Origin of the sequence: Cellvibrio chitinivorans (assembly GCF_035117775.1) — a bacterium.
In the GTDB taxonomy this organism is placed as follows: domain Bacteria; phylum Pseudomonadota; class Gammaproteobacteria; order Pseudomonadales; family Cellvibrionaceae; genus Cellvibrio; species Cellvibrio chitinivorans.
The window spans coordinates 987,198-1,004,596 of sequence record NZ_JAYKKN010000001.1 but is presented as its reverse complement, the minus strand read 5'-3'; the positions used below and the strand labels follow the sequence as shown (position 1 = coordinate 1,004,596).

Sequence of the window (17,399 nt, the reverse complement as noted above, 5' to 3'; positions counted from 1 at the left end):
AGTCTTTAACTTGGCTTTGCTAACAAACGCTTATTGCGCAACCTGTGGTTTTGCCGCGGCATCTTGTGTGCGTGTGCGCGGTACATCTTGCACGTGCGAAATAATATTCAGGCACTTCACGCCGGCCATTTCCAAGCTATCGATAATTTCGGTGGTTTTACTTTGCAGCATTGAGTGAATCAACAACAGCGGAATTGCTGCGATCAAACCAAAAGCGGTGGTATTCATCGCAACCGCAATTGACGATGACAAAAGCGCAGCCTTTTCTGCCGGGTCAGCGCTTGCTACCGCGGTAAAGGCTTGAATCAAACCGATAATGGTTCCGAGCAAACCCATCAGAGTTGAGATGTTCGCCAGCGTTGCCAAATATGCTGTGCGTTTTTCCAAGCGCGGCATGGCTTCCATCACACCTTCTTCCATCGCCAACTCAATATCATCGCGACGTGGTGATTGCGCCATACGTGCAATACCAGATGCGATGATGCGAGCGATAGGTGCACTGCTGCTTTTACCTACATTCAACACACCGTTGTAATCTTTTTTCTGCAATAACGGCAGAATGCGATCAAACGCTTGGCGGTTTGCGCTTTTCGCTGCAGTCAACACCAACCAACGTTCAAGCGCGATTGCCAAACCAATCACCAACACCACGGCGATGGGGTACATAAACGCGCCGCCATCTTGAAAAAAACGAATCAGAGTATCCATAATCTTATTAACCTCGACATCTACAATAAAATGAAAATAAAAAGAGAAAACATTAAATAAAAAACTTATTCGTCATCCACATCCAATTCACCTGCGGCTTCCAAACTGCGCTGCAATTCGTCGCGTTCAACATGGCCGAACACGGCGTCTTCCTGACTGCTTAACATTTCCATTTCCAACTCAGGGCTCAATGGCGACTGCCAAGGCAAAATATACATAACCCGCGGCTGCTCCTGATTACCTGTCACTGTTGTTTGCAAACTGATGCTGCCTTCACTCACCATTTTATTGTTGGCTGCTTTTGTTTCATCCGCTGTGGTTGTTGTTTGCGTAGCTGATGGTGCAGTTGCTTGTGCAGATTCAGCAGGCACATCTGCATCCTGCGCTAATACATTGACTGCAGATAAACACAGACCGACTAGCAAATAAAATTTATTCATCACTCACATCCTCCACAGCTTCTTCGGTAACAGGAGTTTCAGTGGCTGCTTCGGTAGCAGGTGCAGCTTTGGGTTTTGGTGTTATCCCCAAACGGCGCTGCAAATCGGCGATCCAACTCAACGCTTGTTTATCGTTACCACCCATCAACTGTAAATAGGCTTCGTAATGAGGGAGTGCTTCGGCACTTTTGCCCATATACAAATCGTAAAGTATGGCGATATTTTTATGACTGTCTGGATGAAATGGCCAGAGGCTTATCGCCTTTTTGTAGGTGGCTTCGGCTGCAGAAAAGTCGCCCTGTTCGCGCTGCAAAATAGCGAGCTGGTTGTAGGCATCCAGATTGGTGTGGTTAGCGGCTATAGCATCGTTAAACGCTTGGGCAGCGCGACTGTTTTCATTTTGCGCGCGATACACCAACCCCAAATTCAAATGCGCGCCGGATAATTTTGAATTTTCCGCAATCACTTTTTGCAACAGAGTTTCCGCTTGCGCCCACTGCTTATTGCGCATAGCGCGGGTGGCGTCATTAAAATTTTGTTGCGCTTGACGGCTAACCGAGGTTTTGTTTTGCAAATAAGGGTTAGGCGTAACCGGCCCAGCTGGCAGTATCGATTCGCCAGCAGCTGCCACCGCTATTGGTGCATCTTCATTTTTGCCCGCTGCTTTTTTTGTGGGTGCGGATGAACAGGCAACCAACATCAATACATGTATACAGAGAATGAGCTTAATGAATTTCATTGCTCACCTCCAAGCGCGATTCAGATTTGTTGTAACGCGCGGGCAGTAATTTTGCGAGTGCATCAAAGCTGCGCTTTACACCTGCATCGTAAGTGCCTTTCCAACTGCGCTGGGCGTTGGCCTCATGAATCTCAATCGCTTTTTCCTCAAAGGGATAAGCCTGTTCTTCCAATAGAATTTCGTACTGTTCAAGCGCCAGCTCATCCAGTTCTTTTGGCCGCTGTGAATTCATTAAGTCGCGACTGAGTTGTGCGTAGATTTCACCAATTTTAAAACTTGCCTCGGTAGTAAATTCACTCACACCAAACGCCAAAATTTGCTCCTGCGCTTTTAAAGCTTTTTCCAGTGCGGCGCGTTTACGCTGCAAACTGTTTTTCAACGGCAGCGTCAGTTGAATGCGCGAGAATTCGTCATAGGCTGGTTGCGCCAGTTCAGTTTGTGCACTCGCCGCCAGATAAGTCGAGCGGTCGGTTTTTGCCGCACCGGCGCGATTGTGGGTGTTTACAATATTTTGCAGCCAGTACAAGCGCTTATCTTTTTCTCCACTCGCGGCATACAACTCGGTCAACTTAAATTGTGCTTCCATATTGTTTGCCAACGGGCGCGGATAATCCGTTGCGTAGCGGCGATACTGTTCAATCGCCTGCGCGCGTTTACCCGATTTTTCGTAAAGCTCGGCGCCCATGTAGAGCGACTGGCGTTTTACATCCGGGTCGGTACTGGTGCGCTCCATAACCACCAATTCATCGGCCGCCTGCTGCCATTTATTTTGGTTTTGATAAATCAATACCATTTTTTCCGGCAGAGTAGCGGCAAGTGGATTTGAAGGATATTTTTTGCGGAAGCCAAGATACACATTTTCTGCCTGCGACCATTTTTCTTGATCCATCAAATAGACACCGGCGTCGTATTGCGCCTTGGCCGCGATTTCAGTATCGGGTGTGACTTGAGTGATACGCAGCAATTGCGCGATGGCGGCATCTTTATCGCCAAATTCCAAACTGGCTTCAGCCTGGCGATAAATACTCGCGGCCACTCGCTCGCGCACTTGTTGCGCGCTAGGTGCACCGGGATTTTTACCGTAAGCGGGCAAGAGCGCTAACACCTGCATATATGCCTGCTCAGCCGCAGCATATTCTTTGGTTTCAAAACGACTGTGCCCGAGAATCAGCCAGCTTGAAAACAATAACTTTCCTTCAGCAGGCGGTTGCCATTCGATCACCCGCTCGGCAACCATTTTTGCATCCACATAGCGATTTTGTTGCAGCAAATCATCGGCGGCTTCAGCAAGCACCGCAACAGCACGCGGATCGGTGTTATACACATCGGCAAAATTTAATGCGTTTTGAATTTTGCGATTTTGCCATTCGGGCAAACGATTATCGGGCAGACTGCGCGCCGATTGAATTAATTGCTGCGGCAATAAAATCGCGGCATAACCAGCATCGGCGCCGCGCAATTTATCCATATAGCCGTAAGCGACTTGTTCGTAGGCATCCATAGCAGCGGGCAAGTCTCCCGCTTCGTTGAGGCATTCGCCCAGCAGGAAAGTCATCTCCGCAACCTGTGCATCCTGAGCAAAGGTTTGCACAAACTCGCGATACCATTTTGCTGCGCGACCAAATGCCGCTGTTGCTTCCGGACTTTTTTTCGCACGTAAAGATTGCGCTTGTGCATGTTCAAATTGTGCGAGTTCTTGTAGCGATTGGTGCAAATAGGCCAGTGCATTATCGCCAATTGCGCCTTTGCGCTGCGTCCAGTAATTGCTGCTAATACCGTAGCGCTCAATAAAATCTTGTTTCGCTGGCAATATTAAACTGGGGAAATTGCCCTGCTGATACACATCGATGACTTTAATACTAAAACTGGGCGCAAAATCGGAATTGGCATTGTGCTGTACATAATGCTGATAGGTTTCGGCGCTATCGGTGTAATTTTTTTGGTCGAGGTACAACTGCCCGAGCTGTTGATAGAGCAGGTATTCGTAAGCGCGACCACCACCCAACTGGGTTTGTAATTCGCTGATGGATTTTGCACCTTCAAGATAAGACAGCGACAGCGCCATTACGCGCAAAGTATCTTTCACCAAATTGGTTTTGGATGCGCCTATATCGCCCAAGGCAGCATCCACATCTTTCGCATCGCTAGCGTGACCGATTAATTGATCGAGCACCTGTGCAAATGAAATCAGTGCGAGGTCGTAATCGCCGCGTTTGAATTGCGACCAGCCTTTCATATACAGGGCATTTTGCTGCAAGTCAGGATTGTTGCCTTTTACGACGGCATCGTAATTGCGCTCAGCCGCGGCGTAGTCGCCATCGGCAAAGGATTTTTCGGCGCGGCGAAATTGTGTCTCCGCCATAAATTCAGAATTGGGATTAGTGCCTGCTAACTGATCCAACACAACTCCCGCCTCGGCAGTGCGACCATCGAGCGACATCGCCTTGGCAAGCTTATAACGCAGCTGATCAGCTTCGATTCCTTTAACGGGTTGCGCACCGCTCTCCTGCATTTTTAACAGCTCGCTATACATAGCGACTGGCTTGTCGTAGAAGCGATGAACTTCGCTGGCATTCAACTGATTTTTTTCACTGCGCGCCATTTCCAAGTCGGCAAGGCGCACCATAATTTGTTGGCGTAAAGCGGGATCTTCTGCAACCGCTAAGGCGCGCTGATAACTTTGTTCGATGCGTGCCATATCCAAAACGGCTACCGGAGTTTTGGCATTGGGCATAGTCGCAACAGGCAAATCAGCGAGAGTTTTACCGCGCCCGTCATCGCCCAATTGCATCACACTACAGCCTTGCAATTGCATCACTGTAGCTACCGCTAACGCGAGTAGACTGCGCGAAATCATACTGTGATTTAGATTGCGCTTAAGGTGCATCATTCGGGTTGCTTCCTTAACTCGGCGTCGTACAAACGCGCTACGGCAAGATGCGCTTGCGCCAAATAATTATTCAACCGTTTTTCATGTGCGGCCAATTGCAGATCCACCTGCTTGCGCAATTGCTGGCTTTGTTTAGCAATGAGTTGATCGGTATTAGCTAATTGCGCACTGACGTCTTTGTTCAATACTTGCAAGCGCGCCAAAGTCGGCTGGATGTCCATGCTGGTCGCAGTGATGTCCGCAATGTTTTGCCGAGTCTTGGCGATTTGCGCGAGATTTTCATCAATCACTTTTAATTCGGCTTGCTGCGCAGCAACTTGCGCAGGATAGTTTTGCGCGGCGCGCCACAATAAAATTCCGCCAAACATATTGAGGCGAATCTCCAGCTCACGCGTATCCTGACCTGCTGCTTTCATACGTGTGATAGTTTGCTCACCACGCTCAATACGCGCGTAGAGCGCACGGGTTTCTTCATCGGCCAGTGCAATCACATTTTCATCGCGCTGAATTTGCTCCAAACGCTGTGCAAATGCATTGCGCTCTGCGGTTAATTGTTGCTCGCGCTGAGCGACCGCAATTTGTGCCAATTGTTGTTCTTGACGGCCGCGCGCGGCTTGTTTTTGCAACAGCAAGTCATGATAGGCATCAAGTTTCGGCTGCCAGTTTTGCAACAGTTTTTGCAGGCGCAACAGATCGCGCAAATCCAATACGGCAGTTTGAAAAGCATTTTTTGCGAATAATTCGTTGAGATAAGCCGAGCGGGTTTTGATGATGCTGGTGTTATCCAACTTCAACCAGTTTTGGCCATCGTCGGTCACTACTGCCGTGAGTGCGGCATCGCCCGCAGCATCCGCGCGCAACACTTCTTTTGCATCTTCAGCGGAGAGCGGCTCGCTGCCAATCAACGTCAGCAACTCACCTTCGGTGAGCGTTGCGCGCATATCGCGAATTAATTGAATTTCACGCGTAAGCAATTCTTCTGCGGTGTGATACGCGCTCACCGCCTCGCCTTGTGCCGCCAATTTTTCATAGGCGTAGGGCACAGCGAGCAGCGACTCCTGCACGGCGGGATACATCAAGCTGCGCTGCTGTAACAACTGCCAGGGTCTGAGCGCATGCGCATATTCTTCTTGCGCAACCGCTGCCCAACCGTAACCCAAAAGTGCTTGATTGGCGAAAATGCCATCGAGGCGCACCTTGGTAAATTCGCGAATCGCGGCGGCGTATTTTTTTTCGGCCAGATAGCTGTAACCCAGCGCGGTATAGGCTTTGTCTTGCAGCGCCCACTGCTCTTTGCGGCGCGCGGGGCTGTCTGCAATATCGATATTTTCCAGCTCGCTAAAAAATGTTTGTGCGTTGGAAAAATTGCCTTCACGCGCGTGAGCTGCGCCCAAATTGTAAAAGGTGAAAGGGCTCCAGGAACGCAGAGCGTCTGCATCGATATTATCGAGCGTCAGATCGGCATAATTGTTATTGCGGATGCGAATATTGATTTGCAGGGATTGCATCTGCGCGCGCAATGCAGGATTAAATTCACTGCTGACGCGTGCAAAACTTTGCTCAGCGGCAGCCCAATCGCCGCGCGTGTAATGTAACTTGCCAAGATAAAACCATGCCGCGTCGCGCACCGATTGCGGGCGGCGCTCATCTTGCAAAATGCGAGTAAAAACCGCTTCGGCATGTTGCTGCATACCAAAGGCGAGGCTGACGCCGCCGGCGATTAACTCAGGGTTGTCACTGTGACCCTGAATGCCGTCGCGCGTATCGGCAACCATCAATTCAGCGAGCGCGGAAATGTAATCTTGTTGATAGTAATGATAAAGCGCGACGCCGTAGCGCAAATCCGCCACGGCAGTTTTGGGTTCCTCTTGCGCGGCAATCGGCAAAGGAGTGACAGCCACCCCCAATGCCAATAGATAAGACCGTATCGACATCGCCAAACGCATTACATCTGCCATTGTTTGATTTCAAATACCGGCTGCAATTGCGCGGTGGAATCCACTATGCGCAACTCCAGCACCAGCGGCTCCTGCGCTTTGGTAATGATCAACTTGGCGCCGCGCTTGTAATCCTGCTGCGGTCCACGCCCGGTAAAAAATGCGCTGATCTCATGTTCACCGGCTTTTAAATTGCCGATATACAAACGCTGCACGCCGCCGCGATACAGCGCCTTGGTCTGTTTGTCGGTATAGAGTTCGCTCGCGACCAGTTTGTTATCGATTTCCAACTTGATCGCATCGAGCGTAAAAAACTCGCCCAAATCCATAGACACATACACCGCCACCTGACTGCTGGCGGGGTAAAGCAACTCTTCTTCGAGAATCAATAAATCGCGATTGAGAGTAAGCACCGATTCTTTGAGGGATTCCACTTGCCCAGCGGTTTTGTCACCCGTTTGCGCAAACGCTAGCGATGAGATAAGCAGGGAAAATACAAAAGCCAGACAAAAACCCTGGCGCAGGGGGTGAAGCATGGTCTTTCTCCAAAGTATTAATGGACGGCCAGCATGGCCCCGGCAACCGAATGCAGTTTGCATTTTGCAGACCAATTCGCTCTGAGTGCCAAAAGCGGCTTATTTGTATATTTTTTGGCACTTAGAGTGTGATGTTGAACACACAGAAATCAAACCGGGATTCGTTTTTATGTCGTGTTATGTCGTGAATTAACAATTTACGCGCACGCAAAAAGTCACTTTTGCTTGAGCTCGCGCATAGAAGCTTAGGACGCTTTTCGCAAATTGCTATCTTCTAAATGTGTCGCTTAAAGCAGATGGTTATTCAGGCGGCATCAGCCCTTTGCTGTAGGACACCTTGCCGCTGCTGTTGATGATAACCGCATCAAAACCCGGCAACTTATTGATCAGCGCCAGCCCCTTTTCCTCGCCCAATACAAACACAGTCGTAGAAAGCGGGTCAGTATCAAAACCCTCGGGGCCGATGATGGTGACGCTGTTAATACCGTTAGTAGATTTGCCGGTGCGCGGGTTGATGATGTGATGCACCCGCTCGCCTTTGTCGTCGATAAAGTAGCGCTCGTAATCGCCCGATGTGGAGACGGCAACATTTTCAAGCGGCAGAGTGATGGCAACGGCATCGGCGCGCGGATTTTTAATCCCGATCAACCAAGGGCGGCCGAATTTATCGCCAATCACGCGGCTGTCGCCACCGGCAGTAATACTCGCGTGTTCGACGCCAAACGACTGCACAATCGCCATGGATCTATCCACCGCATAACCTTTGGCGATACCACCCAAATCGATATACAACTTCGGGTGCCCAAACCAGACAGTGTTGTTTTTGCTATTCAGGTGAATCAAACGGTAGTTGATTGCAGGCAATAAGTCCGCGCGCTGCTGCTCGCTAGGGGAGAGCTTGTTGCGGTAATCGTAATAGCGGCCAATGGAGGCGAAGGTGAGGTCAAAAGCGCCGCCGCTCAGTTCGCTGTAGCGATTAGCCCTAGCGATAATTGACGCCAATTCAGCGGAGATACTGATGGGTTCTTCAGCGCTAGCTTTAGGGGCTAGTTGATTGACGCGATAAAGTTCGCTGGTTTCGATATAGGGGCTGAACTGCTCATCGATACGGCGCATTTCCGCCATCACCGCCGCTATGGCCTGCTCGGCTTTTTGATCGTCTTCCAGCCAGAGAGTCACACTGACATTGGTACCCATGATGTCTTGCGCATCGCCGTGCCATTTGGCCAATGCCAATGGGCTAACTGCCACCAGTAGGGCACAGATAAGCAGTTGGCGCGCGCGCGTCATCACAGGTTTATATCAACGCGATAATGGGTTTTACCCTGCTCGTCCACGCGATCTTCTTGCGCAAACATCGCGAGCATATCGATGGCATTGGCTGATTCAAAAAAGGATTTGGGTGCCGCCAGTTCGCCCGTCACTTTGCCACCTGCCGGAGCGGCCAGTTCGATCTGCAAGTTCACATCCACCGGGCCTGCCAACTGAAAGAGTTTGGCATTAATACCGTTGTTGCCGTTATCGCTCAATTCAGCACCGAAGCTGCCAACATCCAACCAGCGGCTACCGGTATTCACCATAGCGCCATTCCAGGTGAGATTACCTTTGAGTTTCAGCAGCACATTGCCGCGCAGCTCCAGCTCATCGATGTGGGTTGAAAATTGCCCCTGAATCGGCACCGGCACCTTGGATTGCAAGAGTGCTGCAGGAAGAGATACATCGGCCTTGCGCACCTTGAGTACGCCACTCAGACTGCTGCACACCTCGCCTTCAAATTGCTGCATGGGCATATTGGTGGTGACTTGGGCGCAAGGACTAAGAGTTAGCAGCGACAGCGGGCTGAGCGTCCAGTTAAGTTGCCCGAGCGAAATCTCCTGTGGCCCATTTCGCACACTGACCAGACTCGCGCGGCCATTCCAAAGAGTGCCGGTCACGCCATTCATCGCAAGGCCGGTGCCACGCGTAAGCACATAGGCGCCCCAAATCGCCGGAATACTGGTAATCACAAACACCAAAAACAGGACTATGCCCAGCGGAATCCAGAGTTTTTTATAGGATTTCAAAATCAGGGGTATACGGCTCATAAGCGGGTTTCAATCATCTTCTAGGTGGTATCGATTGATCGACAGGAGTTGTTATTGATTAGTTTTTTTGCAGGCGCAGATTCACCGTCACCTGACCCGGATCATTGGTGGCGGCGATGGATAAATCGCTCACTCGAATGCCCTGATTAACTTCAATTTCGTACAGCCATTGCATCAGTGGGCCATAGGCAGCGCGATCCAAACGCACGCGCACTTCACCATTGGCGCCCGGTTGGAAACCGTTCATCGACAAGCCATTAGCGCGCAAGGTGCTGTCGATCAGGCCATTGATATTTTCATTGCTCAAGTTCACCCCCGCAGCGCGCGCCTGCTGGATTTGTGCGGCAGCTATCTGCACTCGCCCAAGGGTTTGGGTGGTGGCGACATTGGCCGCGAGCAGTTGATCGCGCTTTTTCTGGATGGGCACAAACACCAGCAGCCACACTAGATAGAGTGCGACAGCCAAACCGCAGCCGAGGATGAGCATCTGCTCGCGGCGGTTGTATTTATTGAGAAAATTCAGAAGCTGATTCATAGCGGCTACCGATTAAAAACCTGTTGGCAAAATTCAATTAGTTAGGATTTTTCGTCACTTTCAGGCGCGCAGTCTGCACATTGCCTTGAGCGTTAAAGCTGGAAGTCTCCGCATTTAAGCCCTGATTGCGAATATTCTGACTCACGGTTTCAAAGTCATTAAAGCTGCTGGCCTGAATATTGAGGTTCAACTCACCCGCTTCACCCGCAAAGGCAATGCCTTTGATGCTCACATTGGGCACCTGCGAAATTTGCGGCAAAACCAGTGTCAGCAGCTCAATCACGCTGGTCGATTGACCGGCTGGTTGATGCTGTTTCAGCATGGTATTCAATTGTTTTTCGGGATCGACAATACGGCCTTGGGTGATAACACTGCGCGCGGTCGTCTCGATTTGCTGGCGGATTTTGAGGTTTTCGCCGCCCAGTTTGCTGATTTCAAACAGCAGACTGCCCAGATAAACCGCCACACAGACACCGGCAAAAATCGCCACTGACTGCCAGAGTTTCCACCAGCGTTCGATTGGCAAGCGCTGGGAAAAATCGCCTTGGCACAGATCGATAGCGCTGTTGCTGTAATCCAGCATCCACTCATCGGCCAGTGTCTGGCTGGCGATGGAATCTTGCAGCTCGACGGGAATCAATTCGCCCAATGTTGCCAAATCAGCTTCGCTTGCGGCGCGCAAATGCAGATTGGGCAGACGATCCGCTCGCTCCTGATCGCGTAGCAACAATTGCAGCGCCATGCGCGCATGGGATTGGGCGATGCTAAAACCGAGGCTGTTGCTGTAGCGCAAATACACCTGCTGTTGATACAACCCCAGCGACCAGTGATTGCCAAGATCGCTTGCAGCCTCTGCTGCCAACGGCAGGGTCAGAGGCGCAGCCCAGCAGCGGGTGACTTCAATACCCAGGGCCGCCAATTCGGCAAAGGCCGCTTGCAGCCAGACCTTATCGGCAAAAGCGACGACGACTTTGCCATCGGCCGGTGTGCCCAGCGCAAAGTGCAGGTCTTCAACATCGCCCACCACCGAATCTTCCAGCTGATAAGGCAAAAGATTGCGCAGGTGCTTTTTTTCTTTATCGCTGTATTCCAGCTGACGGGTATTCACCCGGCTGCCGGGCAGGATTAACCACGCCGATTGCGGGTTGCCCGGCCGGTCGCCAAGCGCAGCGCGCAGTTGATCGCGGTTGCCGCTGGCACCTTCATCGGCGGGCAGGCCATCGGCGCCCAGCCAACACCAGCGGAAATGATCCGCGAGGGTTTTGCCATCATCAGAAGTGGATACAGAGAGCACCAATTGCATGGACATAATTTGCTCTAACTCTTTGCTCAATCAGATTGGTTTTAAGGCTTATTCAACGAGTTCCGAATCGCCATCTTTATCATCTTTGCCCTGATCTACATAGGGCAGCTCAAATACATCGTCGCGGCGGATCACCTTGAGGCTGCTCGCCTCCGAGCCGCGCATCATCAGGCTGCGCATACTGCGGCGCTGATCAACCAGCTGCACCGTGGAGTTCAGCCAGAAATACTTGGTAGCCGTATTCAGACCATCGATATCCAGCGGCTTGCCCGCAAACATGGTGTCCCACGCCGTGGAGATAGCGGTTTTATCCGCAAAACCAGCCACCGGACGCAACTCAATAAACTGCGCAATTTCGGTCGGATTGGACGGCACTAGATCATCTTTGCCATTAATGCACAGCAACAGATTATTGATCTCTTCGCCGTAGGGGCCAACCACATCCAGCGTATTGATATTCAACCCCGCGTCGGCCACCGGCAGTGCGGTGATAAACGGCTGCAGGCGCGTAACCAGCATCGGGCTTTCATTAAAACCGCGCACAAGACGCAATTCATCTACCGATTTAAACAGCGCATTGGCTGCGCGATAGGGCTCTTTCATGCCCTGATAAAAATTGGATTCGGCGCCGCCAGGACCCGATTCGGCATCGTCTGCATCCACCCAGTCCACTACCCCGGCAAGCAGCATCTCGGCCTGATTTTGGTCGAGCGGCAGATCGGGAAAAGTCTGCAACAGGCGGATAAAGCGCCGCTGTGGCTCACTGTAGCGGTCGGGCGTGCCCTCCGGCTTGGTCAGGTCAATCGGCCGCGCCAAGTCATTCAAATTCAACTGGGTAGTGGCATCGGTCAGCTTGGCAAAACCAGACACACCCTCATCTTCAATGGGTACTTCACCTGCCCAAGGCTCTCCCAAATAGTCGATATTCGGGTCTATATCTGCCTCAGGAAACATCAGTTTGGCAACTTCTTCCGTTCCCTCCAGAAACGCGCGCGCCTGAGCGCCATGCCAGCGGGTTTCCGCGCGCGCCAGCCCCAACTGATATTGGGCGGCAAACTTGACGCTCAAACCGGCGACCAGCGCGACTATCAGCAGCACCAGCACCAGCACTGTACCGCGCTCGCTCGCCGGCTTATTGCTGCTGTTCAGGCATGGCGAAGAGACGCACACTGCTGCCAACTCCTTTAAGTTCAAGGGTGATTTCTACCGCCAGCGGCAAATCCTGCGCGGTGGCGCCCGCTTGATTATTGTCTGGCCATTTTTGCAGCCAATCGTCCGAATAATCGCGCTCTTCGAGCGCTGACTTGCCCTTGGCACTGATCGCGCCCTGGAACAACATGCGCAGCTGAAAATCCTCAACACCTTCGAGCAATAGTTGATGAAAGCCATCTTCATCTTCCAGATCTATATCACCCAAATCGAGATTGCGCTCGGGGGCAAAATCGCGCCAGAGTTTGCCGTCCTCGACCCGATAACTCACCATCTGCAAATCGCTGCGCGGCAAATTAGAAAAGTTGACCCAGCCGCGGCGTTTAAACAGCAGCACCAGCTGGTCGGCATCCTCGCCTGATGAGCGCAGGCTCTCGGCCTGAAAAACGGTATTTCTATCGGACGACGCGGGCGGAATCACATGGCGCAAATCCGCCGCGATGATTTGCCAGGCGCGATCGATGCGGTTGATCTCGGTCAGCACCTCATTGGTACGAGTGGCGCCGCTATCAGCTGCGTTGAGCGATTCAAATGCCATAACCGCGATAAGCGCCGAGATCACCAACGCAATCAGCACTTCAAGCAGAGTAAAACCCTGCGCCCGTTTCAAATTCAGATTCAGATTCAAAGCCCGGTTCATCATTGCACCCGTACAGTTTCAGGGTCGCTGATATAGCCGGTTAAGCGCGCCATTACTGGCTCATCCTCATCAACCGCCGAATTGCCGAGGCTCATGCCTTCGGCTGTGCCTAACAGGCGCACACTAATTTCAATGCGTTTAAAACCGGGTACCGGCATGGTTTCCATTTCGATGGTTTTGAGCTGCCACTGCCAGCGCAGGCCAGCCATATCGACCACACCGGCTTCTTTTTCCGGAATCTTGTAATTGCTCAGCGCTTTTTTGGCCTTCTGCTGTTGTAGCAGGCGATAGCGCGTCAGTTGGTTTTCAGCCACCCAATAGGCGTAGGTTTTATCGCGAATGGCCGCTGAACCATCCAACTGGGTCATCACCAAAGTGATCAGCGCCGGCAGTGCCATGGCGACAATCATCAGCGCGATCATGGCCTCTAACAGGGTAAAACCGCGCTGTTTGGCAACTGTGCGGGCGCGCTTTAATGAGGAGATATTCATCGCCCACGCTGCTCCGCTTCGACCCGTTTTTCTTCGCTAAGCCAGTGTAGTTCTCCGGCCAAATCCAGTTCAAATTCTTCCGGTTCAACCGCTTCATCGCTTTGAAGCTGATCGGCGTGGATCGAGATCTCGACCAAACCTGAGCCATCGCCGCTGGGGAAAAACCCCATCACCGGCTCCTGAAACTTCAGCTCCGGGTCAAATTCCCAGAGTTCTTCATCGACTACAAACTCAATCACCTGGCCTTCAGCCAGACAGTGTTGCGCCAATTCAGGTAAGTCCTGCCATTGACGGTCGCGCACACGGCGCCACTGGTAGCACCACTGCTGTTCACCGTCGATGTCTTGCGCCTGTTGCGGCGTCACAAATAAACCGTGGGTTTCCCCTTTGAGCACCGACTGTTCGGCGATGTAATTCGCCTGCAACATAAACTCTTCGGCCTCTTTGCGCGATTGGTCGGCAGCGGCATTGCCACCGACCGCAATCGAAATCACTCCCACCGCCATGCCGATGATGAAGACCACAAAAATGATCTCGATCAGGGTAAAGCCGCGCTCGGTGGGTTTCACGGGTTATACCTGTCGTTTACTGCTCGTCCCAGACGCTGATATCAGCATTCTGGCCTTCACCGCCGCTCACACCATCGGCGCCCAGACTGTAAATATCGTACTCTTTGCCTTCACCCGGGCTCATGTACTGATAGTCGTTGCCCCATGGGTCTTTGTTCAGGTTATCGATGTAACCACTAGCCTTAAAGTTGCGCGGAATAGGCGCGATTGAGGTTTTGGTCACCAGCGCTTCCAGACCCTGTTCAGTGGTTGGGAAGTTGAAGTTGTCGATGCGATACAACTTAAGCGCGGTTTGCAGCGAGCTGAAGTCAGCGCGCGCTTTTTGCACGTTGGCTTTATCGAGGTTGTCCATCACGTTGGGCACCACAATACCGGCCAGCAAGCCGATGATGATTACCACCACCATGATCTCAACCAGCGTAAAACCGCTCTGGCGGGTTTGCATTTTTCTTGTTTTCATTTTCAGGTTTCCTCCATATTAAAAGTTTGCATGTCGCACCCGGCTTAGGTGTAGATGTAGGTTCAGGCTTAGCCGAGTTTGGTCATTTCGAAAATCGGGGTCAGGATCGCCAATACGATTACACAGACAGCTCCACCCATAAAAATAATGGTCGCGGGCTCAAGCAAGCCCATGGCTACTCCCAGCATCATCTCCAGCTCGCGCTCCTGATCTTTGGAGGCGTTGTCCAGCTGTTGCGGAAGAGTACCGTTAGTCTCACCACTAGCCACCAATTGCACCAACAAAGGCGGAAAGTGGCCGGTATTTTCCATCGCGCGACTCAAACTCATCCCCTCGCGCACAGAGGCAGCGACTGTATCGCAGGCCTCTTGCAAGAGTTTATTGGTCATCACCTGACCGGAGATATTGAGCGCCTGTAACAGCGGCACACCACTGGCAGACAAGAGACTCAGAGTCGCAGCAAAACGCGCCGAGTTGATTTGTTTTACCAGCTCGCCAATCACCGGCAACTTGAGTTGCACTACATGCCAGGCGCGCAGACGTTTGGGGTCGCGCATCATGCGTTTAATCAGGTAGTAGGCGCCGATCAAGGCGAAGAATAAATAGATGCCGTAGTTCATCAAAAAACTACTGGTGGCGATCATTCCCTCGGTCAGCGCGGGCAGTTCGCGTTTGCCCTGCTCGAAGATTTTGACCAGCTTGGGGACTACCAACACCATAAGCGCGACAATTACCGCAAGGCTCACCACCAGCATTACCATCGGGTAGATCATCGCCATTTTGATGCGCTGTTGCAGCTGCTGGCTGGTCTGGGTGTAGTCGGCCAGACGCTCCAGCACCGGGCTCAAATAACCCGAACCTTCGCCGGCGCGCACCAGTGCGCGGTACATATCGTTAAAGGCAGCGGGGTTGTCGCCCATCGCCTGCGCCAAACTGAAACCTTCCAATACCCGTGTGCGCACTTGCAGTACCACACGTTTTACATTGGCTTTTTGCGATTGTTTGGCGGTAGCGTGCAGGGCTTCATCAAGCGGCAGACCGGATTTCACCAAAGACGCCAACTGGCGGGTGATCAGACTTAAATCGCGGGTACTTAATTTAGTCGCGCGGCGGCGAAAGCTGGCAGTAATGCTGCCGTTGTCACCACTGGCGGCAGATGAGGTATCGCCAGTGGCACTGACAACTTCCAACGGCTTGAGCTTTTTGGCGCGCAGCTGGGTGCGAATATGGCGCTCGGAATCCCCTTCGAGAATCCCTTTGACAGTTTTCCCCTCGTCGGTCAGCGCCTTGTAACTAAATGCAGCCATGAGTTACACCCGCTACAGCTGGGTGGTCACACGCAGCACTTCTTCAATGCTGGTGATACCGTTGAGTACACACTGACGGCCATCGTCGCTCATCGACGGGCTGTGTTTGCGCGCTTCGGCCAGCAGTTCCTGCTCGCCCGCTTGTTCGTGAATCAGGTGGCGCAAACGCTCGGTGATCTCAATTAATTCGTAAATACCCTTACGGCCGCGATAACCCTGTTGATTACAGTGTTTACAGCCGCTCGGCGCGGGGCGCCAGATAGGGGTATCGGCGGGTAACTTGAGCATTTCGCGCTCGGATTCCACCGGCAAATACTGCTCTTTACAGTGGCTACAAAGCAGGCGCACCAAGCGCTGCGCCATCACCACCTCAAGGCTCGACGCCAACAGGAAAGGCTCAACGCCCATGTCTTTCAAACGCAACACCGCACCAATCGCGGTATTGGTGTGCAAGGTTGATAACACCAAGTGACCCGTGAGCGATGCCTGAATTGCAATTTCCGCCGTTTCACCGTCGCGAATTTCCCCCACCATCACCACATCCGGATCTTGACGCAAAATCGCACGCAGACCGCGCGCAAAGGTCATATCCACCTTGGCATTTACCTGCGTCTGGCCGATGCCGGGCAGCAGGTATTCCACCGGATCTTCAATAGTGAGGATGTTGCGGCTGCGGGTATTGATATGGCTCAAGCCCGCATACAGGGTGGTAGTTTTACCGGAACCGGTCGGCCCCGTAACCAGGATAATGCCGTGCGGCTTGAGCAGGTTTTTGGTCAATCGCTCATATACCAACTGCGGCATTTGCAGCTGCTCCAAACGCAGCTGGCCAGCGGCCTGATCGAGAATACGCAGTACGATACGCTCGCCAAACGCTGAAGGAATGGTCGATACACGAATATCCACCGCGTGACCGGCAAGGCGCACGGTGATACGGCCGTCTTGCGGCAGACGTTTTTCGGCGATATCCAAACGCGCCATAACCTTCAAGCGCGATACCAGTACCGGTGCCAATTCTGCTTTGGGTGAGAGAACTTCGGTCAGCACACCATCGATACGGAAGCGCACCGATACGCGGTCTTCAAAGGGTTCGAGGTGAATATCCGAGGCGCCTTCGCGCACGGCTTGCGAGAGAATCGCGTTGATCAGGCGAATAATCGGCGCATCGTCATCGCCCGCGAGCAAATCAGTGCGGTCAGCCAAGTCATCAGCCATAGATGAGAGATCAAACTCATTGCCCAAGTCTTCGGCGGCGCGCTGCGCTGCGCCATCGCCACTTTGATACTCACGCGTTAAGCGTTTTTGGAAGTCATCGGATGGTAATTCTTCCAGCTGCAAATCGGTTCCCAGAATCCGCTGCAATTCAAGCAGCACATCCAGTGTAAGACCGGGGCGATGCAGTACACGCGGCATTAAACCGGGCGCCAGCTCCTCCAACATCACGCCGTGAGTGGAGGCGAAACTGAATGGCAGACGCTCATAGACTGGCGGCTCTTCGGCGGCCGGTTCATCGAGCACGACTTCCGTCAGCGCCAGCGGCTCATCCAATAC

Annotated in this window: 17 protein-coding genes; all 17 read right to left on the bottom strand. The window is 52.3% G+C overall.

The genetic code is table 11. The features are described from left to right. Positions 1-30 precede the first annotated feature (30 nt). Positions 31-708, bottom strand: coding sequence for a MotA/TolQ/ExbB proton channel family protein (locus tag SPL68_RS04280; protein ID WP_323813833.1), 678 nt, complete (start codon positions 706-708; stop codon positions 31-33). Positions 709-773: 65 nt separating this feature from the next. Beyond that, positions 774-1,148 (bottom strand): hypothetical protein, encoded by a 375-nt coding sequence (locus SPL68_RS04275; protein ID WP_323813832.1) that lies wholly within the window; start codon positions 1,146-1,148, stop codon positions 774-776. Next, positions 1,141-1,887 (bottom strand): tetratricopeptide repeat protein, encoded by a 747-nt coding sequence (locus SPL68_RS04270; protein ID WP_323813831.1) that lies wholly within the window; start codon positions 1,885-1,887, stop codon positions 1,141-1,143. Before SPL68_RS04270 ends, SPL68_RS04275 begins: the two co-directional genes overlap by 8 nt. Then, positions 1,874-4,777 (bottom strand): tetratricopeptide repeat protein, encoded by a 2,904-nt coding sequence (locus SPL68_RS04265; RefSeq protein WP_323813830.1) that lies wholly within the window; start codon positions 4,775-4,777, stop codon positions 1,874-1,876. Before SPL68_RS04265 ends, SPL68_RS04270 begins: the two co-directional genes overlap by 14 nt. Continuing rightward, entirely contained in the window at positions 4,774-6,735 is a 1,962-nt protein-coding gene (locus SPL68_RS04260; RefSeq protein WP_323813829.1) for a hypothetical protein, read from the bottom strand. Before SPL68_RS04260 ends, SPL68_RS04265 begins: the two co-directional genes overlap by 4 nt. Next, a complete protein-coding gene (locus SPL68_RS04255; protein WP_323813828.1) occupies positions 6,723-7,250 on the bottom strand; it encodes an AraC family transcriptional regulator in 528 nt (175 codons plus the stop codon). The genes SPL68_RS04260 and SPL68_RS04255 overlap by 13 nt, the downstream gene beginning before the upstream one ends. Before the next feature lie 300 nt (positions 7,251-7,550). Next, entirely contained in the window at positions 7,551-8,540 is a 990-nt protein-coding gene (locus SPL68_RS04250; protein WP_323814307.1) for an FAD:protein FMN transferase, read from the bottom strand. Then, positions 8,540-9,334: a type II secretion system protein N gene (locus SPL68_RS04245; RefSeq protein ID WP_323813827.1), complete on the bottom strand. Its 795-nt coding sequence runs from the start codon at positions 9,332-9,334 to the stop codon at positions 8,540-8,542. Before SPL68_RS04245 ends, SPL68_RS04250 begins: the two co-directional genes overlap by 1 nt. 58 nt (positions 9,335-9,392) lie before the next feature. Then, positions 9,393-9,869, bottom strand: a complete 477-nt coding sequence (locus SPL68_RS04240) for a type II secretion system protein M (protein WP_323813826.1) — start codon at positions 9,867-9,869, stop codon at positions 9,393-9,395. A 37-nt stretch (positions 9,870-9,906) separates the two neighbouring features. Then, entirely contained in the window at positions 9,907-11,178 is a 1,272-nt protein-coding gene (gene gspL / locus SPL68_RS04235) for a type II secretion system protein GspL (protein ID WP_323813825.1), read from the bottom strand. A gap of 42 nt (positions 11,179-11,220) precedes the next feature. After that, positions 11,221-12,342 carry a type II secretion system minor pseudopilin GspK gene (gene gspK / locus SPL68_RS04230; RefSeq protein WP_323813824.1) on the bottom strand — a complete coding sequence of 374 codons (1,122 nt, stop codon included), beginning with the start codon at positions 12,340-12,342 and terminating at the stop codon, positions 11,221-11,223. After that, complete coding sequence (gspJ, locus tag SPL68_RS04225; RefSeq protein WP_323813823.1) at positions 12,305-13,009, bottom strand: type II secretion system minor pseudopilin GspJ; 705 nt, start codon at positions 13,007-13,009, stop codon at positions 12,305-12,307. Before gspJ ends, gspK begins: the two co-directional genes overlap by 38 nt. 11 nt (positions 13,010-13,020) lie before the next feature. Then, entirely contained in the window at positions 13,021-13,512 is a 492-nt protein-coding gene (gspI, locus tag SPL68_RS04220) for a type II secretion system minor pseudopilin GspI (protein WP_323813822.1), read from the bottom strand. Next, complete coding sequence (locus SPL68_RS04215; RefSeq protein ID WP_323813821.1) at positions 13,509-14,081, bottom strand: prepilin-type N-terminal cleavage/methylation domain-containing protein; 573 nt, start codon at positions 14,079-14,081, stop codon at positions 13,509-13,511. Before SPL68_RS04215 ends, gspI begins: the two co-directional genes overlap by 4 nt. A 16-nt stretch (positions 14,082-14,097) precedes the next feature. Continuing rightward, positions 14,098-14,541 carry a type II secretion system major pseudopilin GspG gene (gene gspG / locus SPL68_RS04210; RefSeq protein ID WP_323813820.1) on the bottom strand — a complete coding sequence of 148 codons (444 nt, stop codon included), beginning with the start codon at positions 14,539-14,541 and terminating at the stop codon, positions 14,098-14,100. Positions 14,542-14,609: 68 nt separating this feature from the next. Beyond that, a complete protein-coding gene (gene gspF / locus SPL68_RS04205; RefSeq protein ID WP_323813819.1) occupies positions 14,610-15,848 on the bottom strand; it encodes a type II secretion system inner membrane protein GspF in 1,239 nt (412 codons plus the stop codon). Between the two features lie 12 nt (positions 15,849-15,860). Then, positions 15,861-17,384 carry a type II secretion system ATPase GspE gene (gene gspE / locus SPL68_RS04200; RefSeq protein ID WP_416377414.1) on the bottom strand — a complete coding sequence of 508 codons (1,524 nt, stop codon included), beginning with the start codon at positions 17,382-17,384 and terminating at the stop codon, positions 15,861-15,863. Positions 17,385-17,399 lie beyond the last annotated feature (15 nt).